This window comes from Rhodococcus sp. 14-2470-1a, from assembly GCF_002259425.1.
GTDB lineage: Bacteria > Actinomycetota > Actinomycetes > Mycobacteriales > Mycobacteriaceae > Rhodococcoides > Rhodococcoides fascians_E.
This window is the reverse complement of sequence record NZ_NPFZ01000010.1, coordinates 79465-102174: the sequence shown is the minus strand read 5'-3', so window position 1 is coordinate 102174 and position 22710 is coordinate 79465. Positions and strand designations below refer to the sequence as shown.

22 protein-coding genes and 1 tRNA gene are annotated in these 22710 nt (G+C 65.9%); 13 read left to right on the top strand and 10 right to left on the bottom strand.

Annotated elements, in window-relative coordinates; translation table 11 throughout:
* Nucleotides 1–17 precede the first annotated feature (17 nt).
* Nucleotides 18–239 (top strand): hypothetical protein, encoded by a 222-nt coding sequence (locus CH292_RS05215; protein ID WP_019663814.1) that lies wholly within the window; start codon nt 18–20, stop codon nt 237–239.
* 327 nt (nt 240–566) lie between these two features.
* On the opposite strand, the gene rsgA is transcribed toward CH292_RS05215, so the two are convergent.
* The 4 genes from rsgA to CH292_RS05190 form a co-directional block, all read right to left on the bottom strand.
* On the bottom strand, nt 567–1562 hold the full coding sequence (rsgA, locus tag CH292_RS05210; protein ID WP_256977928.1) for a ribosome small subunit-dependent GTPase A: 996 nt from the start codon (nt 1560–1562) through the stop codon (nt 567–569).
* Nucleotides 1563–1771: 209 nt separating this feature from the next.
* Nucleotides 1772–2731 (bottom strand): alpha/beta hydrolase, encoded by a 960-nt coding sequence (locus CH292_RS05200; RefSeq protein ID WP_019663811.1) that lies wholly within the window; start codon nt 2729–2731, stop codon nt 1772–1774.
* 100 nt (nt 2732–2831) lie between these two features.
* Complete coding sequence (locus CH292_RS05195; RefSeq protein ID WP_094654143.1) at nt 2832–4289, bottom strand: trehalose-6-phosphate synthase; 1458 nt, start codon at nt 4287–4289, stop codon at nt 2832–2834.
* Nucleotides 4290–4319: 30 nt separating this feature from the next.
* Nucleotides 4320–4493: a hypothetical protein gene (locus tag CH292_RS05190; protein WP_167336916.1), complete on the bottom strand. Its 174-nt coding sequence runs from the start codon at nt 4491–4493 to the stop codon at nt 4320–4322.
* Between the two features lie 156 nt (nt 4494–4649).
* Between CH292_RS05190 and CH292_RS05185 the strand changes: the two genes are divergently transcribed.
* Nucleotides 4650–6380, top strand: a complete 1731-nt coding sequence (locus CH292_RS05185; RefSeq protein ID WP_373454669.1) for an ABC transporter ATP-binding protein — start codon at nt 4650–4652, stop codon at nt 6378–6380.
* Nucleotides 6377–8164, top strand: a complete 1788-nt coding sequence (locus tag CH292_RS05180) for an ABC transporter ATP-binding protein (protein ID WP_094654142.1) — start codon at nt 6377–6379, stop codon at nt 8162–8164. Before CH292_RS05185 ends, CH292_RS05180 begins: the two co-directional genes overlap by 4 nt.
* Here the strand turns inward: CH292_RS05180 and CH292_RS05175 are convergent.
* Nucleotides 8092–8832 (bottom strand): NAD(P)H-dependent oxidoreductase, encoded by a 741-nt coding sequence (locus tag CH292_RS05175; protein ID WP_256977927.1) that lies wholly within the window; start codon nt 8830–8832, stop codon nt 8092–8094. The two genes, CH292_RS05180 and CH292_RS05175, sit on opposite strands and share 73 nt — an antisense overlap.
* 120 nt (nt 8833–8952) lie before the next feature.
* Between CH292_RS05175 and CH292_RS05170 the strand changes: the two genes are divergently transcribed.
* Nucleotides 8953–9909 carry a GlxA family transcriptional regulator gene (locus tag CH292_RS05170; protein ID WP_179277909.1) on the top strand — a complete coding sequence of 319 codons (957 nt, stop codon included), beginning with the start codon at nt 8953–8955 and terminating at the stop codon, nt 9907–9909.
* Here CH292_RS05170 and CH292_RS05165 read toward each other — a convergent pair.
* Nucleotides 9893–10594 (bottom strand): GntR family transcriptional regulator, encoded by a 702-nt coding sequence (locus CH292_RS05165; RefSeq protein WP_037107088.1) that lies wholly within the window; start codon nt 10592–10594, stop codon nt 9893–9895. The two genes, CH292_RS05170 and CH292_RS05165, sit on opposite strands and share 17 nt — an antisense overlap.
* Before the next feature lie 127 nt (nt 10595–10721).
* Between CH292_RS05165 and CH292_RS05160 the strand changes: the two genes are divergently transcribed.
* The 6 genes from CH292_RS05160 (at nt 10722) to CH292_RS05135 (ending at nt 17542) form a co-directional block, all read left to right on the top strand.
* Nucleotides 10722–11774, top strand: coding sequence for a zinc-binding dehydrogenase (locus CH292_RS05160; protein WP_094654141.1), 1053 nt, complete (start codon nt 10722–10724; stop codon nt 11772–11774).
* The gene (manD, locus tag CH292_RS05155) at nt 11771–12976 is read left to right on the top strand and encodes a D-mannonate dehydratase ManD (protein ID WP_019663802.1); all 1206 of its coding nucleotides are present in this window, start codon (nt 11771–11773) and stop codon (nt 12974–12976) included. The genes CH292_RS05160 and manD overlap by 4 nt, the downstream gene beginning before the upstream one ends.
* Before the next feature lie 8 nt (nt 12977–12984).
* Nucleotides 12985–13923, top strand: a complete 939-nt coding sequence (locus CH292_RS05150) for a PfkB family carbohydrate kinase (protein ID WP_094654140.1) — start codon at nt 12985–12987, stop codon at nt 13921–13923.
* Nucleotides 13920–15356, top strand: a complete 1437-nt coding sequence (locus tag CH292_RS05145) for a mannitol dehydrogenase family protein (protein WP_094654139.1) — start codon at nt 13920–13922, stop codon at nt 15354–15356. The genes CH292_RS05150 and CH292_RS05145 overlap by 4 nt, the downstream gene beginning before the upstream one ends.
* Nucleotides 15353–15994: a bifunctional 4-hydroxy-2-oxoglutarate aldolase/2-dehydro-3-deoxy-phosphogluconate aldolase gene (locus CH292_RS05140; RefSeq protein WP_094654138.1), complete on the top strand. Its 642-nt coding sequence runs from the start codon at nt 15353–15355 to the stop codon at nt 15992–15994. Before CH292_RS05145 ends, CH292_RS05140 begins: the two co-directional genes overlap by 4 nt.
* Nucleotides 15995–16144: 150 nt before the next feature.
* Nucleotides 16145–17542, top strand: a complete 1398-nt coding sequence (locus CH292_RS05135) for an MFS transporter (protein ID WP_019663798.1) — start codon at nt 16145–16147, stop codon at nt 17540–17542.
* Between the two features lie 8 nt (nt 17543–17550).
* Here CH292_RS05135 and CH292_RS05130 read toward each other — a convergent pair whose 3' ends face one another.
* The 3 genes from CH292_RS05130 to CH292_RS05120 are packed head-to-tail and all read right to left on the bottom strand — an operon-like array spanning nt 17551 to nt 19566.
* Nucleotides 17551–18294: an SDR family oxidoreductase gene (locus CH292_RS05130; RefSeq protein ID WP_020110786.1), complete on the bottom strand. Its 744-nt coding sequence runs from the start codon at nt 18292–18294 to the stop codon at nt 17551–17553.
* 57 nt (nt 18295–18351) lie between these two features.
* Complete coding sequence (locus CH292_RS05125) at nt 18352–19005, bottom strand: hypothetical protein (protein WP_094654137.1); 654 nt, start codon at nt 19003–19005, stop codon at nt 18352–18354.
* Between the two features lie 33 nt (nt 19006–19038).
* Nucleotides 19039–19566, bottom strand: a complete 528-nt coding sequence (locus CH292_RS05120) for a hypothetical protein (protein WP_020110788.1) — start codon at nt 19564–19566, stop codon at nt 19039–19041.
* Nucleotides 19567–19702: 136 nt separating this feature from the next.
* Here CH292_RS05120 and CH292_RS05115 point away from each other — a divergent pair, with 136 nt between their 5' ends.
* Nucleotides 19703–20512, top strand: a complete 810-nt coding sequence (locus CH292_RS05115) for an alpha/beta fold hydrolase (RefSeq protein WP_020110789.1) — start codon at nt 19703–19705, stop codon at nt 20510–20512.
* Nucleotides 20513–20601: 89 nt separating this feature from the next.
* A complete protein-coding gene (locus CH292_RS05110) occupies nt 20602–20856 on the top strand; it encodes an MbtH family protein (protein ID WP_019663793.1) in 255 nt (84 codons plus the stop codon).
* Here the strand turns inward: CH292_RS05110 and CH292_RS05105 are convergent.
* Nucleotides 20853–22334, bottom strand: coding sequence for a threonine/serine exporter ThrE family protein (locus tag CH292_RS05105; protein ID WP_019663792.1), 1482 nt, complete (start codon nt 22332–22334; stop codon nt 20853–20855). The two genes, CH292_RS05110 and CH292_RS05105, sit on opposite strands and share 4 nt — an antisense overlap.
* A gap of 88 nt (nt 22335–22422) precedes the next feature.
* Here CH292_RS05105 and CH292_RS05100 point away from each other — a divergent pair.
* Nucleotides 22423–22497: transfer RNA gene (locus tag CH292_RS05100), tRNA-Thr, on the top strand.
* The last annotated feature ends 213 nt before the right edge of the window (nt 22498–22710 follow it).

Here is a 22710-nt window from a genome sequence, read left to right as displayed (position 1 = left end):
ACCAGAGGAGACGAGCAGTGGCTTCCGAGATCGCAGTGGGCGACCTGGTTCAGGCGACCGGGCACGCCGGACCGTGGAAGGTGCTGGAAATCCGTCAGGGTCTGGCACTTCTCGAGCATCATGCCGGTCATCGACTGTCGGTCCGCACGACCACGCTGTCCGTGGTTCGCAAAGCGTCACCCTCGGAGGCTGCGAAGCCCGTCGTGGACGAGCCGGACTCGCCGACCCTCTTCGACTGAAGGTCGGCGAAACAAGAGAGACGCGTCCCCGACGGCCGCGTCCTCGTGGCTTACCCGCTTAGGTCACTGGCGGGAAGTGGGTCGTTCTACAGTCCGCCGAGCAGCAGGTGAAGAGTATCTCCGACGACTGCAATCAGGCCGGCTACGAGTCCCATGTGATTCCTCTTTTCTGTGATTTGCCTTGCGGCGCTGCTCTTTTGAGCTGACAAGAATCTATGGGCGGCGTATTGCCCGCGAGTTAACTGCGAGTAATGGCCTCGGCGGATGCGCGAAACATTACCTTTGCTCATCAATATGGCGGATTGAACGAGGGGCGTGATGAATGCGTCATCGGCCACGTGACTTGTACATGCGCCGCTGGAGCTTGGCGAGCTGTTTGGCCTCGGCGAGTCTCTGCCCTTTCGTGCGGGCGTCGTGTCGCGTTGTGGCCCAGTGATTCTCGCGTTCCAGGCGGCGGTAGTTGGCGATCCGCCGGGGGTCGATACTCTCCTGTACTGCGCATCCGGGTTCGCTGCTATGAGTGCAATCGCGAAATCTGCATCGCGCCGACGCGTCCTCGATGTCCGAGAAGGTCTGCTGTAGGCCCTCTTCCGACGCGACGAGGCCGACGGAGCGAAGTCCGGGAGTGTCGATCACCGTCATTCCGACGGTGGGAAGCGGCACGAGTTCGCGTCGAACCGTCACGTGACGCCCTTTGCCGTCGGCTTCGCGTACATCGCCTGTGCTCAGGACTTCCTGGCCGACGAGCGTGTTCGCCAACGTCGACTTTCCGGATCCGGACGGTCCGATCAAGGCGATGGTTCCACCGAGATGCTCGGTGAGGCACTCTATTCCATCACCGGTGCGGGAGCTGATCGCGAGTACGGTCACGCCGGGTGACGACGCCTTCAGGTCGGTGACTCGGTTGGAATCGCCGGTGTCGCACTTGGTGAGTACGACCAGTGGTGTTGCGCCGCTGTCCCATGCGAGGGCGACGTATCGTTCGACGCGGCCGAGATCGAGTTCGGTGTCGGCGGCGACGGTCACGACGACGGTGTCGACGTTGGCGGCGAGGGTCTGAGCGTGGGACGTCGTGCCTGCCGATGCTCGGACGATGGCTGTGCGGCGGGGTAGGACTGTCGTGAGTACGGCCCCTCCCGTCGGCTGGGTGTGGATGCGTACCCAGTCGCCGGTGCACACGTCGAGGTGTCCGGTGTGGGCGCGCAGCGTTCCGTGTTCGGTGGCGATGTCGCTGGACCCGCGGTAGACCGCGGTGACGCGCCCGGGTTCTCCGGGTGAGCTGTTCTCGTGGAATCGATGGTGCCAGTAGGTGTCGAAACCCAAGTGGGACAGTGTGGTCGGTGAGGACACGGGTGAGCCTTTCGAAGGGCCGACCCGGTGCCCGGGTCAGCCGATGATGGGGGAGGAGGAGGCCGTGGGCACGGCCGTACGCCGGATGACCATGGTTTCTCCTCCTCTCGTCTCGCCTCGAATGCTCGGGTGGATGGAAATTATCAGGGCAGAACTGGGCTACGCCATCGATTAAACGGTGCTCACTGCGGAGACGGGTCGGCCAGCACGCGAGCGGCGAACGCGACGGCGAGATCGAGGAGGACGCGTGCCTCGGGCAGGGCGCCCGCCATCACTGGGAACGCATGAACCTGGCCCTTCCAGACGTGCGTCTCGACGGTTCTGCCTGCTGCCGCGAGCGAGGCCGTCATCGCTTCGACGTCGGGACGCATCAACTCGTACTGCGCGGTGGACAGGAACACCGGTGGGAAGATCGCCGGGTCGACGTCGATCGGGGACGGTGAGCCGGCGATGGCGTCGGGCCCGTTCAGCCATCGATCCTCCAACGCGATGACCTGCTTCATCGGAAGGTAGGCGTCCTTCTTCATGAACTCCTTCGGATGGCTCTTCAGGTCGAGGTTCAGCAGTGGAGAGAACCCGAGGACCGCCGCGGGCGGGGTGAGACCGTCGAGTACGGCCAGTTCGGCGACTTTCATCGCCAGGTATCCACCCGCCGAGTCGCCGGCGACGATGATCTTGCTGGGGTCGGCGACGGTTTCCAGCGCGGCGCGGTAGGACGCCATGGCGTCGGCGATCGATGTTCCGATGCCGCCGTAGGGGATCTGTCGGTACTCGACGGAGTAGACGGGGACCCCTGCGCGAGCTGCAATCGTCGCGCACGCACTTCGGTGCGTGGCGAGTCCGCAGAACACGAATCCGCCGCCGTGGAAGTAGAGCACGGACGCGCCGTCGAGTGATCCGGTCGCGGTCTTGGGGTGCGTCGTCTTCTCGCACGGGACGCCGCCCAATCGAACCTGTTCGATGGTCACACGCTTGGGTTTGGGCAACCTGTCGACGGCACGGTCGAGCTGACCGATGGCCTTGATGCCACCGTCGGTCAACGGCCACAGCGAGAACGTCGGCTTCAACGTCAGGCGCATCGCGCAGGACAGAACGCGGGCTTGGCGGCTGATGTCGTCGTGCCAGGTGAGCGTATGGGTCATGGATACGCACGCTAGCACCGGTTGGAACGTGTTCTCGTTGATTCGGCCATGAACCGAGGTCAGGCGTGCTCCCGCCGGTCACGGGAAACAGAAACGTGTTCTACTGCGACCGGGTGGGGAGCGTGCCCTCCTGCTGCGGGTTCGACAGTGCGTTGAGGAAGGCCCGCGCCCAGCGGTCGACGTCGTGCGCGAGGACCTGGCGCCGCATCGCCCGCATGTGGCGTCGACCTTCTTCCGCCGGCTGTTCCAGCGCGGAGACGATGGCGTCCTTGACGCTGTCGAGGTCGTGCGGGTTGCACAGGTACGCCTGACGCAGTTCGGCTGCGGCACCGGTGAATTCGCTGAGAACCAGGGCGCCACCCAGATCGCTGCGGCTGGCGACGTACTCCTTGGCGACGAGGTTCATGCCGTCGCGCAGCGGAGTGACGAGCATGACGTCCGCGGCCACGAAGTACGCGATGAGATCGTCGCGGGGGATCGGACGGTGCAGGTAGTGCAGTACCGGGTGGCCCACCTGGCCGTACTCGCCGTTGATACGGCCGACCTGTTGTTCGATTTCGCCGCGCATCGCCTTGTAGCTCTCGACGCGTTCACGGCTCGGGGTGGCGAGCTGGATGATGACGTTGTCCACCGGGTCGATGCGATGCTCTTCGAGCAGTTCGCGGAATGCGTTGAGCCGGACGTCGATGCCCTTGGTGTAGTCGAGTCGGTCGACGCCGAGCATGATCCGCTTCGGGTTGCCCAGTTCCTTGCGGATCTGCTTCGCGCGATCACGGACGGCCTTCGAGCGGGACTTCTCGTCGAGGTCCCCGGAGTCGATCGAGATCGGGAACGCGCCGACGCGGACGGTGCGGAACCCGACCTGCACCGAACCGAGCCGCGACCGAACGCCGACGGTGCCACGTGAGGTGACCTGGCCGGCGAGGCGTCGGGCGAGGTAGAGGAAGTTCTGGGCGCCGCCCGCGAGGTGGAATCCGATGAGGTCGGCCCCGAGGAGGCCTTCGACGATCTCCGTGCGCCACGGCATCTGCATGAACAACTCGACCGGTGGGAACGGGATGTGCAGGAAGAAGCCGATCGTGAGGTCCGGACGCAGCATCCGCAGCATCTTCGGAACGAGCTGGAGTTGGTAGTCCTGAATCCAGACGGTCGCGCCCTGGGCAGCCGCCGCGGACGTGGTCTCGGCGAAGCGGCGATTGATCTCGACGTACGCGTTCCACCAGGAGCGGTCGTACACCGGCTTGACGATGACATCGTGGTAGAGCGGCCACAGGGTGGCGTTGGAGAAGCCTTCGTAGTAGTCGGCGACTTCTTGCTCGGTCAAGGCGACCGGGCACAGTTCGAGCTCGTCCTCGACGAACGGCTCGACGTCGACGTCGGGGACTCCAGGCCATCCGACCCACGCGCCCTTGTTGGCGCGCAGAATCGGTTCGAGAGCCGTGACGAGTCCGCCGGGGCTGCGCTTCCATCGCGTGCTGCCGTCGGGGAGTTTCTCCATATCGACGGGCAGCCTGTTGGCTACGACCACAAAATCCGAGCCCTGCGAGGCGTCAGCCACTACTGTCCAATCTTCTCGAAACGGGGTAGGTCAGTCGACCTTCGCTGTGGGATCGATACCCAACATCGACAAAAGCATGCGGCACTCGTCGGCGTCCGTCGCATAGGCGGCGACGACGCGCTGCGCCTGGCTGGCGGTCTCGTCGGCCAACGGCTCCAGGTCCTCGTCGGCGATGTCGGTGTCGGTGGTGGTCTTGGCGGCCATGGTGTTCTCCATCTTCTGTGGCTGCTCGAATATGGTGCGCCCCGACTCTATGAGAATGCGGTGCTCTCTCGCCACTTTGCGCCGCGAGCGAGCGTCCCGACGGACCCCCGGAATGAAATAGCATCAGGCAATGCGTTTTTCTACCCGGGCGGCATGATGGCGTCTTCATCCACAAGTTCCGCGGGCTCCACTCCTGTGACAGGCAGTGCGATTCTTCGGCGAACCGTCGTACGTCAACGGGCCCGGATGATCATTTCGTCACTGTTCTTCTGCGTGCATCAGTTCTGCGAGACCATGGTGCCCGTCGCGATCGGCTTGATCGTCGGCCGCGCGATCGACACCGGTGACGGCCGGGCGATGATCGTCTCACTGTTCGGCCTGGCCGGGTTGTTCGTGGTGCTGTCGTTCGCGTACCGGTTCGGGGCGCGGATCATCGTCGTCGCGATCGAACGTGAGGCGCACATGATGCGCGTCGAGGTCGCTGGTCGGGTACTCGATCCGCGCGGTGTTCGCACCGATCTGGTGTCCGGTGAACTGCTGACGGTGTCCACATCCGACGCGGAGAAGACGTCCTGGATTCTCGACGTCATCGCGCGGACGGTGGCTGCCATCGCCGCGACGGTCGTGTGCGCGGTGGCGTTGCTGATCGTGGACATTCCGTTGGGAATCGCCGTGCTGGTGGGCACTCCCGTCATCATGTATCTGCTTCAGCGCGCAGCGCCGCTGCTCACGCGGACCGCGACGACGCAGCAGGCCGAGGTCGCTCGTGTCTCCGGGATGGCCACCGATCTGGTCAGTGGCGTTCGACCGCTGCGCGGCATCGGCGCCGAGAACGCTGCAGCGGCGCGGTTCCACGCGTCGAGCCGTACGGCACTGGGCGCGACGATGAAGATGGCGAAGGCCAACAGCGTCTACCTCGGATTCTCGACGACGGTCACCGCGCTTCTGTCGGTCGGCATCGCCGGTACCGCCGGGTTCTTCGCGCTGCAGGGCCGAATCTCGGTGGGCGAGTTGATCACCGTCGTCGGGTTGTCGCAATTTCTGATCGAGCCGTTGACGACGATGTCGCGGCTGCCGGGCGTCGCGGCGATGGTGCGTGGTTCCGCGGACCGGCTCGCCCTCGTTCTCGGCGCCGACCACGTACTTCCCGAGGGTGGCTCGGACGCACCGTCGTCGACGAATCTGGGTGTCCACGGCGTCGGATATCGGTCGTTGGACGGTCTGGAGATGTCGGTCGCTCCGGGTGAGCTGCTGGGAGTCGTCGCTCTGCGCGCGCAGGACGGGGAGGCGCTGGCTGCCGTGCTGTCCGGTCAGGTCGCGTCCGACGACTACGTCGGCGACGTCACCATCGGCGGTGCCGTCGTCGACACGCTCGGTCTGACGGAGGTTCGCCGCACGGTGCTGGTGGAGCCGCACAACACGGACCTGTTCGCCGGGACGGTGCGGTCCAACATCACCGCCGGAGCCGCACGCGCCGACGACGAGCTGGCGCCGGTCCTGGCGGCCTCGGCTGTCGAGGACGTGGTGGCGCTGCACGAGACCGGACTCGATCACGCCGTGACCGACCGGGGTGCCTCGTTGTCCGGTGGTCAGCGTCAGCGCGTCGCGCTGGCCCGCGCACTGTCGGTATCCGCTCCGGTGCTGGTGTTGCACGACCCGACGACCGCCGTCGACGCAGTCACCGAACATGCCATCGCCGCCGGCATCAAGGAACTGCGCCACGACGGTGACCAGGCCCAGACCACGGTGCTGATCACGACGAGTCCCGCGCTGCTCGCGGTCACTCACCGGGTGATCGTCGTCGACGACGGACGGGTCGTCGCCGAGGGAACCCACCACCAACTCGCCGCCCACGACGACCGCTACAAGGACACGGTGCTGCGATGACCACGACACCCGAACTGCTGCCCATCGCGACGGGCCGACGATCGTGGGCGTTCCTGCGCGGCGATCTGAACGGGCGACGCGGACTCGGGGCTGTCACGTTGCTGATCTCCGCTGTCGCAGCGGCGATGTCGCTCGTGCCGGTCTACGTGTTCGGCGTGCTGGTCGACCGGGTCACCGACGGTGCACCGACGTCGACCATCGTCTCCGTCGTCGCGATCATCACCGTCGCCGCCGTGGTCGGTGGCGTGTTCACCGCGTGGAGTTCGTACCTGATCAGCAAGCTCGGCGAGGGCATCCTGGCGTCGCTGCGGGAACGCGTGCTCGGTCGCGCACTGCACCTTCCCGTCGGAACTCTGGAGCGAGTCGGCAAGGGAGACCTGCTCTCTCGTGTCGGCGACGACGTGGCCGTCATGGCGAAGTCCATCGGCGAAGTGATCCCCAACATCGTGTCCGCTCTGCTGCTGGTGACCCTCAGTGTCGTGGCCATGCTCAGCCTCGACTGGCGACTCGGACTCGCAGGAATGGTCGCCATTCCGATGTACGTGCTCGCGCTGCGCTGGTACCTACCCAGGTCCGCGCCGCTGTACGCCGCCGAACGCGTCGCCATGGGCGAACGGTCGCAGGCCTTGATCTCCAGCATGCAGGGCGCTCGCACCGTTCGGGCCTACGGACTCGAGGAATCGCACCTGGGCGAGATCGACAAGGCGTCGGGCAAGGCACGGGACATCGGCATCACGGTGTTTCGCCTCTTCACGCGATTCGGTTCGCGCAGCAATCGCGCCGAATGCGTCGGCCTCTCGGTCATCCTCGCGGCGGGCTTCCTGTTCGTCCAGGACGGCCACGTCACCGTCGGTCAGGTCACCGCCGCGGCGTTGCTGTTCCATCGGCTGTTCAATCCCATCGGCATGCTGATGTTCTCGTTCGACGACGTGCAGTCGGCGGGAGCGTCTCTCGCCCGACTCGTCGGCGTCATGGACATCCCGGATCAGCGGTCACGCGGCACCGGCGTGGTGCCCGCCGACGCCACCCTCGAGGTCACCGGGCTGCGTCACTCGTACGACGGTGGGAACGAGGTGCTGCACGGCATCGACCTCACGGTCCGTGCTGGGGAAACCGTTGCGCTGGTGGGTTCCACGGGCGCAGGCAAGTCGACCATCGCAGCCATCGCGGCCGGGTCCATCGACGCGACGGACGGGCAGGTGCGCATCGGAGGTGCGAGCCTGGACGACCTCGGCGCCGACGGTCTGCGTCGCCACGTCGCGATCGTCAGCCAGGAGGTTCACGTCTTCTCCGGCACTCTCGCCGAGGATCTGCTGCTGGCTGCTCCCGATGCCACCCGCGACGAGATCCACGCGGCGCTGACGACCGTCGGGGCAGGCGCGTGGGTCGACGCGCTCGCTGACGGCGTCGACACCCAGGTCGGAGAGGGTGGCCACGAGCTGACAGCGGCGCAGTCGCAGCAGCTTGCGTTGGCGAGGCTCGTGTTGGCCGATCCTGCCGTCGCAGTCCTGGACGAGGCGACCGCCGAGGCAGGCAGTTCCGGTGCGCGCGATCTCGAGGCCGCGGCGCAGGCAGCGACCCGTGGCCGCAGCACGCTCGTCGTGGCGCACCGCCTGACGCAGGCCGCCGCCGCCGATCGTGTGGTCGTGCTGGAACACGGGCGGATCCTCGAGGAGGGCGGCCACGACGAACTCGTCGCCGCCGGTGGCCGTTACGCAGAGCTCTGGGCGGCGTGGGAGGGTGGTGCAGTGTGGACGCGCAGGCCCTCTTCGCCCACGGCATAAGGGGATCGGAGTACGAAGTTCCGGTCGTACTGGCCATTGCTTTGGTGGCGGTAGGGGATCGGTTCGTCGGAGAACAGTGTGCCCAGCCGGGCCTGCAGGTGCGCCTCGGCCGCGGCGTAGCCGTCTTCGGTCATTCGGTCGGCGCTGGGAATCAGCACCGGTGGGAGCACGGCCATGCCTGTGTACCAGAAGAATCCGTGCTGGATGGGGAACAGCAGCTCGTCCAGTGAGCCGTTGATACCGCGCGCCGACACCGTGTGTTCACTACCGCCCATACTGGTGACGACCAGTGCTCGGGTGCCCGCCATCAGACCGTCGCCGTAGCGCCGAGTTCCACCTTCCGCCTTGCGAATTCCGTATCCGAAGCCCTCGACGAACACGCGATCCACCCAGCCTTTCATGATGGCGGGCATCGAGAACCACCACAGCGGAAACTGCAGTACGACGGCATCGGCTCGGCGCACCTTGTCCTGTTCGGCGGCGATGTCGGCGGCTATCGTCCCGCCTGCGAGAGCGGTCGACGACGCAGTGGCCACGTGCAGTCGGTGTGCCGAATCGTGTGCGTAGTCCTCCGCAGTGACCACCGGATTCCACCCCATGCGGTACAGGTCGGACTCCAGGGTGTTGTGGCCGGCCCCGGCGAGGAACTCGAGTGCCGAGTCACGCAATGATCCGTCGAGCGAGGGTCGGGATGCGCGGAAACCCAAAGAATGTTCATGTCCTGAGCCTGTCACCAGCGGATCGGCCGAACCAGTGGCCTACGGGACAACATGTAAAAGAATTCGGCCATGCACAGGATCGTCGTTTGTGTCCGTGACGGACTGCTGGGGATGGAATTCGGCTCGGTTCATCGGTTGTTCGGCCAGGCGAGGTCGGAGGACGGTGAGCCGCTGTACTCGGTGGTGACGTGTACCGCGACGCCCGGTCCGGTGCGCACTGATTCGGACGTGAACATCGTGGTGGAGCGAGGGTTGGAGGCTGTTGCCGACGCCGACACGGTGATCGTTCCTGCCTCGGATCTGGACTACGGCGACGATCCCGTGTCGGACACCGCACTGTTCCAGTGGATTCGGCCCGGGACTCGGATCGCGTCGATCTGCACGGGTGCGTTCGTTCTGGCCGCTGCGGGTCTGCTGGACGGCCGACGCGCAACGACGCACTGGGCGTCGGCGGAGCAGTTCCGGGCGTTGTATCCCCAGGTCCGGCTCGAACCGAATGTCCTGTACACCCACGACGGCGACGTTCTGACGGCGGCGGGGGAAGCGTCGGGTATCGATCTGTGCCTGTACATGATTCGGTGCGATTTCGGCTCGGCTGTCGCGAACCGGGTTGCGCGGGGAACGGTGGTTCCGCCGCATCGGAGCGGCGGTCAGGCTCAGTACGTCGCGCCGCCCGTTCGCCGCTCCACGGCCAGTTCGATTGCTGCGGCACAGGAGTGGGCGCTGGAGAGGCTGCACGAGCCGTTGTCCAACGAGGCGTTGGCGTCGTCGGTGTCCATGAGCGTCCGTACGTTCACGCGTCGATTCACCGCGGAAGTGGGTGTATCTCCGGCCAAATGGATTGCACAGCAACGTGTGCAGCGCGCCAAGGAACTGCTCGAGAACACCGATCACACCATCGACCGTGTCGCGGCCGAGGCCGGTTTCGGTACCGCCACGTCCCTGCGGCAGCAGCTGATGGCCGACATCGGAGTCTCGCCCAGGGCCTACCGCGCGACGTGGGCCGGCGTCACCAGCTCGCGATGACTCGTCGGGTGGGCCGTTCGTTACTGTCCGAGAACAGGTGTGGACTTGCTTCCTTGATCCGCTCGACGTCGTCGAACACTGCGCGCAGGTGATCACGCATCGCGCGCTCCGCGGCAGCGAAATCTGCCTGCTCGACAGCGTCGGCGATGGCGGTGTGCTGGGCGATGAGCTCAGGAATGGGGCGGGTGTCCCGTAGGCCGAGGCGCCGGGCACGGTCGAGGTGCGCCTTCGCGGACTCGACGGACCGCCATGCTGCCGAGTGCCCACCGGCGGCAAGAAGCGCCTGGTGGAATTTCTCGTCGAGTTCGAAGAAGTCGTCCATGCTCAGGCCTGGTTCGCTCTGCTGAGCCAGGTTGTCACGCAGGGCGGCGATGTCCGCGTCGGATCGTCCGGCGACCGCGTCCTTCAACGACGCGATCTCGATGGCCTCCCGGACGAACTGCGCGTCGGCGACCTTCTCGGTGTCCACCCGCGACACGAACGTGCCGAGTTGAGGAAAGACCTGCACCAGGCCTTCCTCGGCGAGGAGAATCAGTGATTCGCGCACGGGAGTACGGCTCACCGACAGGTGTTCGGCCAGCTCGTTCTCCGACAGGGGGCTGCCCGGAGGCAGCTTCAACGACACGATTCGGTGCCGCAGCTCCTTGTAGGCGGCTTCGCGCGCGGTGACTTTTCGGGTGCTCACCGCGTCAACAGTAATGGCCGGTCGGATACGTGAGCTATGCGCGGCACGGACAGGAAAGTTGACGCACGTCACTGACGCACTAGTATGGCAGTTCTGGTATTCAAGACTGAGGAACTGCGAGGCACCGATGAACACCCAGGGCCGAGATCGTGCTGCGATCCTGCACGCACGCCGCGATCTGAGAATCGAATACGTCGACCGCGCCGAGGTCGGCCCAGGTCAGGTGCGCGTCGAGATCGCCGGTGTCAGTCTGTGCGGATCCGACCTCCACTACTACGCCGATGGCAAGAACGGCACCAACGTCCTCACCCGACCCACGGTGCTCGGGCACGAAGGCTTCGGCCGCATCGTCGAGGTCGGAGACGGGGTCCCGTCCCATCGCCTCGGTCAGCGCGTCGCGATCGAGCCTGCCGTGCCGGGACCGCACGCCCAGCACGCACTGCGTGGCCGTTACAACGTCGATCCCAGCGTCGTCTGCTTCGGCTCCCCGCCGAACAACGGATTGCTCCGCGGGTCGGTCGTGATGCCGGACGCCTTCGCGCACACACTCCCGGACACCGTCACCGACGACGTCGCGGCACTGATCGAACCGTTGGCCGTGGCCGCGTGGGCGGCAGCCCGGGCCGGATCGGTGCTGGGCAAGACCGTCGTGATCACCGGCGCAGGGCCTATCGGGCTCCTGGTGCTGCAGACCGTGATTGCGCTCGGCGCCCAGCACGTCGCGATCACCGACGTCTCGCAGGCGCGCTTGGACGTCGCGCTCCGGCTCGGCGCCGACGTCGCGCTGCTCTCCGGAGAAACGTCGTTGGACACAGGTTTCGCCGACGTCGCCTTCGACTGTTCCGGCCACCCCGCCGCGATCGCCGACGCCGCCAGATCCCTCGGCCCAGCCGGCGTTCTCGCCCTGGTCGGCGTTCCAGGACGCGGCGACGCCGAATTCCCGATCGGCCTGGTGCAACGGTGGGAGCTCGACATCCGGGGTTGCTTCCGCTACGGACCCGACGCGTTCACCCACGCGATTTCCCTTGCCGCTCAGGGCCGCGTAAACCTGAACGTTCTGGTCACGTCCAGATTCCCGCTCGAAGAGTCGGCCGCAGCGCTCGACGCTGCACTGTCCGACCCCACTCAACTCAAGATCGTCATCGACACCGCTTCACAGAACTCCGAGGACAACCGATGAAGATCATCGACGCAACCGTCATCGTCACTGCGCCCGGGCGCAACTACGTCACGCTGAAGATCACCACCGACGAGGGCATCGTCGGATGGGGTGACGCCACCCTCAACGGCCGGGAACTCGCCGTGGCGTCGTACCTGCGTGATCATCTGTGCCCCTTGCTGATCGGTCGCGATGCCCAGCGCATCGAGGACACCTGGCAGTACCTGTACAAGGGCGCGTACTGGCGACGCGGCCCGGTGACGATGACGGCCATCGCGGCGGTCGACGTCGCGCTGTGGGACATCAAGGGCAAAGCCGCCGACATGCCGGTCTATCAGCTCCTCGGCGGCGCCGCACGCGACGGCGTCATGGTCTACGGGCACGCCAGCGGCACCAGCGTCGACGAGATGCTCGACGACGTCGCACGGCATCTCGACGAGGGATACAAGGCCGTCCGTGCGCAGTCGGCCATCCCCGGTCTGGACAAGACCTACGGCATCCCGAAGAACGGCTTCTACGAGCCGGCGTCCGACGCTGCGCCGCAGGAGGATTCGTGGGACACCGCGCCGTACCTGAAGTTCGCCCCGGAGATGCTCGGTGCCGTCCGTGAGCGTCACGGTTTCGGGTTCCACCTGCTGCACGACGTCCATCACCGCCTGACGCCCATCGAAGCGGGTCGTCTCGGCCGCGACCTCGAGGACATGCGGATGTTCTGGATCGAGGATCCGACGCCTGCCGAGGATCAGAGCGCGTTCGCGACGATCCGTCAGCACACCACCACTCCGATCGCCGTCGGCGAGATCTTCAATTCCATCTGGGACTGCCAGGACCTCATCACCAACCGGTGGATCGACTACATCCGCACCTCGGTGTCGCACGCAGGCGGAATCACGCACCTGCGTCGCATCTTCTCGCTCGCCGATCTGTACGGAGTCAAGTCCGGTTCGCATGGTGCAGGCGATCTTTCACCGGTGTCGCTCGCCGCGGCCCTGCACGTGGACCTGTCCATCCCGAACTTCGGCGTCCAGGAGTACATGGGCCACGTCGACCCGACGTCCGACGTCTTCCAGACCGACTACACGTTCGAGAACGGCTTCATGCATCCGGGCAACAAGCCGGGCATCGGCGTCGACGTCGACGAGGCCGCCGCCGCGAAGTACCCGTACAACCCCCGCTATCTTCCCGTCAACCGCCGCCTCGACGGCAGCATGCACGATTGGTGAGACGAACAATGAACAGCAACACAGCTTTCGACGTCGTCCTCCTCGGCGAGCCACTCGTCGAGATATCGACGACGCAGCCGTTCGCGCACGGTACGTCCAGTGTTCTCGGTGTCTCCGGCGACGTGGTGAACGCAGGCGCAGCAGCGGCGGCCGCAGGCGCGTCCGTCGCCCTGGTCGCCCGGGTATCCAACGACGAACTGGGGGACGCGGTGTGTGCACGGATCCGGTCCCTCGGCATCGACGACACCTACGTCAGGCGTGTCGACGGCCAACAGGGCGCGTACTTCCTGCACATCGATCCGTTGGGGCAGCGTCAGTTCTCCTACGCACGCACCGGTTCCGTGGGGTCGGGACTGGACGTCTCCGACGTCCCGGCCGACGTCCTCGCCGCTGCAGGGGCGGTGCTGGGCAGCGGAATCACGGCGGCACTGTCCGATTCCGCACGTCGCGCACTGGCGTTCGCCGCGAAGAACGCGTCGACGTTCGTCTACGACCCCAACTTCCGGCCCCGGCTCACCACGGCCGCCGAGTCCGTGAACTTCCTCCGCGAGATCGCGCCGCACTGCTCCGTCGTCGTGCCGTCGGCTCCCGGTGAGATCGACGACCTTCTGGGCATCACCGACCCGCAGGCCGCAGCCTCCAGGTTGATGGAGTGGGGCGCGAAAGCTGTCGCCGTGACGCAGGGGTCCGAGGGCATCACCGTGGTGACCGGCGACGACGTCCGCTTTCAGCCGTCCGTTCCGGCACCGGCCGTCGTCGATCAGACCGGGGCGGGCGACGTGTTCGCCGGCACCCTCACGGCGCGGATAGCGTTGGGGGACAGCCTGCTCGACGCCACAGCGCTCGCTGCGAGTGCGGCGTCGCTCAGTGTCGGAGGCCGAGGCGGCACCGGCCTGATCGCGTCCCTCGACGAGGTCCGTGCGCACCGCGATCGGCTCGCCGTATGAGCAGGCTCTCGTCGGCGACGGCTCCCGACGTACCGAGGCCCGTGTCCCGTGGAATCGTCCACCTCGGGCTCGGGGCGTTTCACCGTGCCCACCAGGCGGCGTTCACCCATGAGGCAGCTCTGCTCACCGGCGATTCGTCGTGGGGCATCACCGGGGTGACGCAGCGAAGCGCTGCCGTCGCCGAGCAGCTGCGCCCTCAGGACGGGCTGTTCACGCTGGTGGAGAAGGGGCCGGGAATCGACCGCGCCTCCGTCGTCGGGTCGATCACCGAGGTGATCAGCGCCGTTGACGACGCGGATGCCGTCGTCGACGCCATTGCCGACCCGCGCGTGCGGATCGTCTCCCTGACGGTGACGGAGAAGGGATACCGGCTCGACCCGGCGACCGGACGGCTCCGGCTGGACGACCCGGAGATCGTGGCCGACCTGACCGGTCGATCTCCCGGAACGGTGGTGGGTCAGCTGGTCGCCGGGCTTGCGTCGAGAGCGAAGCTCGATGCTCCCGTGACGGTCCTGAGCTGCGACAATCTACCGCACAACGGGGTTCTCCTCGCGGGGATCGTCCGGGATTACGTTGCGCAGAGGGATGATGCGACCGCACTGCAGAGCTGGATCGACTCCGCCGCGTCATTCCCGAACTCGATGGTGGACCGCATCGTTCCGGCCACGACGGACGAAGACAGGCGTCGGCTCGAGGACGAGACGGGCCTGCGCGACGATGCCGTCGTCGTGTGCGAGCCGTTCCGGCAGTGGGTGATCGAGGACCACTTCGCCGCCGAGCGGCCGGCGTGGGATCTCGTCGGAGTGCAGTTCGTGACCGACGTCGAGCCGTGGGAGACGATGAAGCTGCGCGTGCTCAACGCGTCGCACTCGCTCCTCGCGTACCTCGGGGTGCGGTCGGGCCACTCGACCATCGCCGACGCCGTGGCGGACCCGGTCCTGAAGTCGTTGGCGCACAGAATGATCGTGTCCGACGTCGCTCCGACGTTGCATCCGGACATGAACTCGGACGCGTACGCGAACGAGGTGCTCACGCGCTTCGCCAACCCGACGTTGCCGCACACCACCCGTCAGGTCGCGATGGACGGTTCCCAGAAACTCGGTCCGAGGCTGCTGGGCACCGTGCGCGACGCCCAGGGACGTGGATCGTCGACGACCTGGCTCGCTGTGGCGGTGGCGTCCTGGGTCGCGTACGTGATCGACGAGTTACGCGCCGGACGCGCGCTCGACGACCCGATGGCGGACGTCCTGTCCCGGGCCGCCGCACAGGACGACGCGGTAGCGGCGCTGCTGAGCGTCGAGCAGATCTTCGGTGCCGACCTCGGCCCGGATTCTCCGTTCGGTCGCCGGGTTGCAGCAGCCGCCGATCTGCTCGTCGGCTCTGCCGCAGTCACCACCGAATTCGTAGCGAACATCGAAAGAGAACTGTCATGAACACACGTGAGGTCATGGGCATCAGCCCGGTCATTCCCGTCGTCGTCGTCGACGATGCGTCCGACGCAGTTCCGTTGGCGCGTGCCCTGCACGAGGGTGGCGTCGACGTGATCGAGTTGACGTTGCGCTCCGAGGCGGCGCTCGCTGCGATCGAAGCGATCGCGACCGAGGTGCCCGAGATCGTCATCGGCGCCGGGACGGTGCTCACTCGCCGGGACGCGGAGAAATCGATCGACGCCGGGGCGCGGTTCCTGGTGTCACCAGGCGCTCCGACGGACCTGCTCGACGCTGCGCACGGGTGGTCGATTCCGTGGCTGCCGGGGGTGTCCACGGCAACCGAGGCGATGAACGTCTCGAACGCGGGTCACACCGAACTGAAGTTCTTCCCGGCGTCGACCTCCGGGGGTGCGGCCGCTCTCGGTGCCCTCTCCGGGCCGCTTCCGCATCTGACGTTCTGCCCGACGGGCGGAATCTCGTCGAGCAACGCCACCGAGTTCCTCCGGTTGCCGAACGTCGCGTGTGTCGGCGGAAGTTGGTTGACGCCTCGAAACCTCGTGCAGGCCAAGGAGTGGGCTGCAGTGAGCGAATTGGCGCGTGCGGCGGCAGGTCTGCGCAGCTCAGTCCGACAGCACTGTTGACTCATTGGTATAACAGTGCTTGTATATCAGTGTGGCACGGGCCACTCACCATCTCTTGCAGGTCGTAGGTCTCAGTAGGGGCGTAGGTGCAACGGATTCCGTTGACACCGCGATGGACGACCGGACAGCCTTGAACAAACGGAGCACAAGATGTCTCACGACACGAACGAAGCGCCGAGCCCAGCCGTGGCCGACGAGAAGCCGAAGCGGTCGACCCGCGACCTGACCAAGGCCGCGGTGTCCGGCTGGCTGGGAACAGCTATGGAGTTCATGGACTTCCAGCTGTACTCGCTGGCCGCGGCCATCGTCTTCAACCGGGTCTTCTTCCCCGACGTCAGCCCGGCGATCGGCCTGATCGCAGCCATGGCCACCTACGGCGTCGGCTACGTCGCCCGCCTCGTCGGTGCCATCTACTTCGGCCGGATGGGCGACCGGATCGGTCGTAAGAAGGTCCTCTTCATCACGATCGCGATGATGGGAGCGTCCACGACGCTGATCGGCGCGCTGCCGACGTACCAGACCATCGGCATCCTCGCGCCGATCCTGCTCGTCGCACTACGCCTGATCCAGGGATTCGGCGCCGGAGCGGAGATCGCGGGCGCCACGGTCATGCTCGTGGAGTACGCGCCGGACAAGCGTCGCGGTCTCATCGGTTCGTTGGTCTCGCTGGGGACCAACTCGGGAACGCTTGCGGCGTCGGGAATCTGGGCGATCCTGCTCGTCGTACTGACCGACGACCAACTGGTCAGCTGGGGCTGGCGTATCCCGTTCCTCGCGAGCTTCTTCCTGATGCTCTTCGCGGTGTGGTTGCGCTCCAACCTCAAGGAAAGCCCGGTGTTCGAGGATCGCGCCGACGTGGTCGACGGTGTCGCCCTCTCGCGTGCGGAGATCGAGCAGGTCGACGCCGAAACCAAGGAAAGCGTTCTCGAGTCCGGACTGCGTCAGCGCAAGGGCCGTGCGTTCTTCGTCGCACTCGGGCTTCGCTTCGGGCAGGCCGGCAACTCGGGTCTGATCCAGACGTTCCTGGTGGGCTACATCGCGTCGACTCTGCTGCTGGAGAAGTCCATCGCCACCACGGCGATCGTCTACGGTTCGCTGCTCGGATTCATCACCATTCCGGTCATCGGCATCCTGGGTGACAAGTTCGGTCGCCGCCCGATGTACATGATTCTCAGCGCCGCGACCATGGTGTTGGCGTTCCCGTTGATCTACCTGGTGACCAGCGGCAACAACGCAACCCTGATCATCTCGGTCGTTCTCGCACTCAACATCGGTGTGCTCGGCCTGTTCTCGCTCGAGAGCGTCACGATGGCCGAACTGTTCGGTGCCAGAACACGATTCACCCAGCTTGCACTTGCCAAGGAGATCGGCGGCATCCTGGCCACGGCCATCGGACCGCTGATGGCAGCAACGCTGACGGCAGTGACCGGAAGCTGGTGGCCGATCGCCGCAATGCTGGTGGTCTACTCGGCGATCACGCTGGTGTCCGCGTACCTCGCGCCCGAAACTCGCGGACGCGACCTGGTCCGGCTCGACGACGCCATCTAGCGTCCGTCTCACGTAATTCGGAAGCCGCCATTGCTGTACAGCACCTGCCCGTTGATCCAGGAACCGGCGTCGGAGAACAGAAAACGCACGAGGTTGCTCGTGTCCTCCGCGGTTCCGAGTCGGCCGGCAGGTGTTGCAGCAATGGCGGCTTCTCGTATGTTCTCGGTCATCCAGCCGGTGTCGACGGGGCCCGGGTTCACCACGTTCGCACGAACGTTCAGATCCGCCAGTTCCACAGCGGCCGCCGTGACGATGCGATCCAGCGCCCCCTTGCTCGCGCCGTAGGGCAGATTGTGCGCGGTGTGATCGCTCGTCAACGCCGCGATTCTGCCTCCGGATCCGTCGAGCTGCTCCGCGAACGCCTTGATCAGAAGCCAGGTGGCCCTGGCGTTCACAGCGAAGTGACGGTCCCAACTGTCCACGTCGGTGGTGAGGACGGAGCTGTCCTCCGATTCGCAGTGCGACATCACCAAGCCCGTCACCGGACGCGCAGCGGCGTCGAACAACCGAGCGGGCACCGACGGATCGCTCAGATCACCCGGTGCCAGAGACACGGAGACCCCGAGCGCGCGGCAGGTCTCTGCCACGCGCTCGGGGTCGTCGGCGTCACGGACGTATCCAAGCCGGTCGTCGTACGGAGTCCAGTAGTTCAGGATCAGATCCCACCCGTCCTCGGCGAGTCCGACTGCGAGGGCGGAGCCGATCGACCGGATCCGCCCGACACCGGTCACCACTGCAACACGAGGTCCCATGCCCTGACCGTGGGACGATCGAGCCGGCCGAGCGAGCGATTTATCGTGCCCGGGTGATCAGTCCGATTCCTTCTCAGCGAGGAACAGCTTCTCGATCCGCGCTGCTTCCTCCTTCTTGTCCTCGGCCTCTTCCTGACGCTCCGCCGCGTCGGCGAGCTCGGACTCAACAGGCGCTGACGCTGCCTTCTCGACCTTGTCGATCTGTTCCTTCTGCTTGCGCTCCGCATCCTCGGCGGCCTTCACCCGCGCCGCCGCTGCGTCGTCGGCCTGCTTCTTGCGGGCCGCCGCCCTTCGGTCGGCCTCTTCTTCGGCCTCGGCCTTGCGCTGCTCGGCTTCTGCCCGTGCGTTCTCGGCCGCCTCGCGTGCAGATTTCGCTGCGGCGTCACGTTCCTGCTCGGCAGTGCGACGAGCTGTCTCGAGCTTGGTCTTGGCCTCGGTCTCCGCGGCGTCGGCTTGCGCGTCGAGCTTCTTCGCGAGACCGATGTGGTCCGCGTGATCGACCTTGTCCTGGCCGCGCGACTGGACGTCGGCGTCGCCGAGAATCTTGCCGACCTTGTGATCGAGGGTCCCGACGGCCCGCTCGTACGCGAGCCGCGCAGGGGCTTCGGTACTCCACGTCTGCACGACGTTGCTCTCGAACAGGTCGAGCGGGATGCGAACGATCCGGTACTGGAAACGCAGTATCGAACGCGGTATGTCGAGCACACTCATTGTCGGTTCTCCTGATGCTTGATGTCGGCTGGTCTACGCATTGCGACGAATGCGATCGGCGGCGTCCCGGGCCGCGTCAGCGGCGGCGGCCTCCTGCCGGTACCGGGCAACGGCTTCCAACTCGTCCTGGTCGGCGTCCGCAACCTCCGACCGGGCGTCGGCTGCGGCTTCGATCTGCTCGGCCCGAGCGTCGACCTCCGCGTCGGCGCTTTCGGCGGCCACGGCGCGGTCCTTGTCCTTCTCGGCAGCGATTCTCTGAGCCTGCTGAGCGCGACGAGCCTCGTCCTCGGACGCCTGAGCACTGGCCTCGACGGAATCTCGCTGGGCGTCCGCACTGTTCTTGACCTCGGCCAGACCCTCGCCGGCCTCGGCTGCCTGTGATTCCGCCGCCAGTTCGGTGGCCTTGGCTTCCTTCTTCTCACGGGCCTGTGCGGCCTGGAGCTGCCCCTCGGTGGTCAGCGAGTCATTGCCCGTCACGGCGCCTACGACCTCCTTGGCCTTGCCTTTGACGGCGTCGAGCAGGCCTTTTCGTGCCTCGTGCGATGCACTGTCGTCGGTCATGGTGCCTCCTGTGCAGTCGTGTCGATAGGGCGGGAGAGAACTACCCGAACGCCGATGCTGGAAACCCGTCGTTCGACGCATGTCCACGGTCGGCCGTAAACTCTGCGCGAGCACAAGGCAACAGACGAGGAGTTTCATGCCTACCGCGACGGTGAACGGGATAACGCTGAACTACCAGGTCAAGGGTTCCGGGCCGCTGGTCGTGCTGATCATGGGCACCGGCAGTCCCGGTCGTGTGTGGGATCTGCATCAGGTTCCAGCGCTGGTCAAGGCGGGATACCGTGTGTGCTTCTTCGACAACCGCGGCATCGCGCCCTCGTTCGAGTCCGTGCAGGGCATCACCATCGACGACCTGGTCGCGGACACCGCCGCGCTGATCGAGCTGGTGCGCGAGGGCGACGAGAAGGCGTTCGTCGTCGGTACGTCCATGGGTGCTCGGGTCGCCCAGGAGCTTGCTCTCCGACGCCCGGAGCTCCTCCGCAAGGCTGTGTTCCTCGCCGGTCATGCTCGCCTCGACGAGTTCCAGCGCACTCTGGGCGAGGGTGAGGTCGCGTTGGCCGACGCCAAGACGCAGCTGCCACCCAAGTACGCGGCAGCCATCACTGCTGCGCTGAACCTCTCTCCGACCACGCTGGCGGATTCGAGGACGGCTCGGGACTGGCTGGATCTGCTGGAATTCTCCGTCGCACCCGTCACTCCCGGGGTACGCGCCCAGATCGGCATGGACGATTCCTTCGACCGCACCTCGGCGTACGGCAAGATCGATCTGCCTTGCCTGTCGGTCGGGTTCGAGCACGACCGGATGATTCCCGCGTTCCTCGGAGCCGAGCTCGCGAAAGCCATTCCCGACGCGCAGTACATCGAGATCCCCGACGTCGGTCACTACGGCTACCTGGAGCGTCCCGACGCCGTCAACGACGTCATTCTCGAGTTCTTGAAGAGCTGACTGCCCGCTGCGCTAGTGTGCGTTGCTAGGGTCAGGGGGCACTTCACCCATGAAGACTGCCTATTTACGTATGCGACGAGTGAGGCGAGATGAGTACCAATCCATTCGATGACGAAGACGGACGCTTCTTCGTGCTGGTGAACGACGAAGACCAGCACTCGCTGTGGCCGACCTTCTCCGATGTCCCGCAGGGATGGCGCGTCGTCTTCGGCGAGGACAGCCGCGCAGCGTGCTTGGAGTACGTGGAGAAGAACTGGACGGACATGCGCCCCCGCAGCCTGCGTGAGGCCATGGAGGCCGACGCTGCAGCACGTCAGTCCGCCGAGGGCACTCCCGAGGCCTAGGCCTTCTTCTTTTTCTTCAGCTCGACAGGACCGCGTCGCCGACGAACAGTCGGACGGCGCGGTTCTTCTTTGCGGCGAAGAGTCGGGCGAAGCAGCTCTTCGGTGCGCGCGAGGATGCGCGGACGGCGGAGAGTACGAGCGCCCCACTCACCGAGTGTGACCCCTGCGGCGATTCCGCAGCCGATGCCGAACGCGGCGAACAGCGAACTGATGCCGAGCAGCAGCTGGTCGTTGAGTATCGCGTACAGGCCTCGGTACAGCGCCAGACCGGGCAGCAGCGGCGTGATGCCCGCGACCGCGACGATCAGTGGTGGAATCAGCGCGCGACGTGCCATCAGACCACCGGCGAAGCCGACGACCGTGGCAGCGAACGCCGAGGCGATGATCGGACCCGTGTCGACCGTCTGCACCAGCAGCGACACCAACGCCCCGGCGAAACCGCCGAGGAATGCAGCCGTCAGTGCACGCTTCTCCGCGTAGCACGCCAGGGCGTAGAACAGCGCTGCCGCAGCACCCGCCAACACCTTCGTCGGGACCTCGAGGATGTCCGGCGGGGCGGTGTTGCTGATGAGCGGCAGATCGCTGCCGATGATCGCCGCCAGCTTCAACGACGTGGCGACGCCGGCGATGATGCCGCCCGTCATCATCAGGACCTCGAAGAACCTGGCCGACGCTGTGATGGGCGCCCCCGTGATGGCGTCCTGAACCGAGCCCACCAACGACAGGCCCGACAGCAACACCGTCACACCGGCCGCGATGACGAGCGACGGCGACACCGTGACGCCCAGCTGATCCTGGAAGTTGAACAGCGTGATCGCCGGTGTCGCCGCGACGAAGCCGCCGACGACCTGCTGGAAGAAGAACGGAAGACCGACCCGGTTGAGGACACGGCCGATTCGGTCGATCACCATCGTGGTCAGAAAGCTCACGACGGCCACCAGTACACCGCCGCCGAGCAACACACCGATGGACGCGGCCATGCCCGCCCACGCGAACGTCGCCGTCCACCGGTTGTACGGGTGCGGGGCAGTGGTGATCGCGTCCAACGTGTCCAGTGCCTGCGACGGCGGAATGAGCTTCAGCCGAATGCTGCGGATCAACCGGTCGACAGCCGCGAGCCGCGTGAAGTCCATCGAACGGTAGTGAACGATGCGCATCGTCGTCGACGGTGGACGCGTCGGACCACGATGGGCGCTGATGGTGATGGAGTTGTACGTGACATCGACATCACAGCGCGCAAGACCATAGGTGGCCGCGACATTCTGGACCTGGGTCGTCGTATCCATCGCAGCGGTGCCCGACGCCAACAGAACCTCACCCACCCGAACCGCCAGGTCGAGCACCTCCGCCACCACTGCGTCGTCGGTGAGGTCGATCGGCTGCAGCGGTGACGGCGCTGCAGTGGGTGTATCGATAGTGGCGCGACGCTCGCCGGTCAGACGACTCAGCGAGGTCGTCAAGTCTTGCAGAAAGCTCATGTCCGTTTTCTGTAGCTGGGGTGATCCACCGACAAGGTACCTGTTTGGACTGTGCGTTCGATGAACGGATATGCTGTCCCCGCACAACGCCTCCTTAGCTCAGCGGTAGAGCACTCGCCTTGTAAGCGAGCGGTCAACGGTTCAATCCCGTTAGGAGGCTCCACTAGACGGCTCTGACCAGCGAAAACGGTTGGGGTCGTCTCTTTTTGGCCTTTTGTGGCCGCTCGTTTCAGCTGCGAGCCCGGTTCGTCCACCTGGGTTTATGTGGCAATTGTGACCTGGGGATTCGCCGGTTCGGCGGCTCGATCCGGCGTTCGGTGTCACAGAATGTCACAACTCGCTGCTAACTCACCAGTGAGCATTCGTGTGGATGCAG

Coding starts and splice junctions, on each gene's coding strand:
- CH292_RS05200 (WP_019663811.1), bottom strand. CDS start 2,731: ATGACCCATACGCTCACCTGGCACGACGACATCAGCCGCCAAGCCCGC.
- CH292_RS05190 (WP_167336916.1), bottom strand. CDS start 4,493: ATGGCCGCCAAGACCACCACCGACACCGACATCGCCGACGAGGACCTG.
- CH292_RS05185 (WP_373454669.1), top strand. CDS start 4,650: ATGGCGTCTTCATCCACAAGTTCCGCGGGCTCCACTCCTGTGACAGGC.
- CH292_RS05180 (WP_094654142.1), top strand. CDS start 6,377: ATGACCACGACACCCGAACTGCTGCCCATCGCGACGGGCCGACGATCG.
- CH292_RS05170 (WP_179277909.1), top strand. CDS start 8,953: ATGCACAGGATCGTCGTTTGTGTCCGTGACGGACTGCTGGGGATGGAA.
- CH292_RS05160 (WP_094654141.1), top strand. CDS start 10,722: ATGAACACCCAGGGCCGAGATCGTGCTGCGATCCTGCACGCACGCCGC.
- manD (WP_019663802.1), top strand. CDS start 11,771: ATGAAGATCATCGACGCAACCGTCATCGTCACTGCGCCCGGGCGCAAC.
- CH292_RS05150 (WP_094654140.1), top strand. CDS start 12,985: ATGAACAGCAACACAGCTTTCGACGTCGTCCTCCTCGGCGAGCCACTC.
- CH292_RS05145 (WP_094654139.1), top strand. CDS start 13,920: ATGAGCAGGCTCTCGTCGGCGACGGCTCCCGACGTACCGAGGCCCGTG.
- CH292_RS05140 (WP_094654138.1), top strand. CDS start 15,353: ATGAACACACGTGAGGTCATGGGCATCAGCCCGGTCATTCCCGTCGTC.
- CH292_RS05135 (WP_019663798.1), top strand. CDS start 16,145: ATGTCTCACGACACGAACGAAGCGCCGAGCCCAGCCGTGGCCGACGAG.
- CH292_RS05130 (WP_020110786.1), bottom strand. CDS start 18,294: ATGGGACCTCGTGTTGCAGTGGTGACCGGTGTCGGGCGGATCCGGTCG.
- CH292_RS05125 (WP_094654137.1), bottom strand. CDS start 19,005: ATGAGTGTGCTCGACATACCGCGTTCGATACTGCGTTTCCAGTACCGG.
- CH292_RS05120 (WP_020110788.1), bottom strand. CDS start 19,566: ATGACCGACGACAGTGCATCGCACGAGGCACGAAAAGGCCTGCTCGAC.
- CH292_RS05115 (WP_020110789.1), top strand. CDS start 19,703: ATGCCTACCGCGACGGTGAACGGGATAACGCTGAACTACCAGGTCAAG.
- CH292_RS05110 (WP_019663793.1), top strand. CDS start 20,602: ATGAGTACCAATCCATTCGATGACGAAGACGGACGCTTCTTCGTGCTG.
- CH292_RS05105 (WP_019663792.1), bottom strand. CDS start 22,334: ATGAGCTTTCTGCAAGACTTGACGACCTCGCTGAGTCGTCTGACCGGC.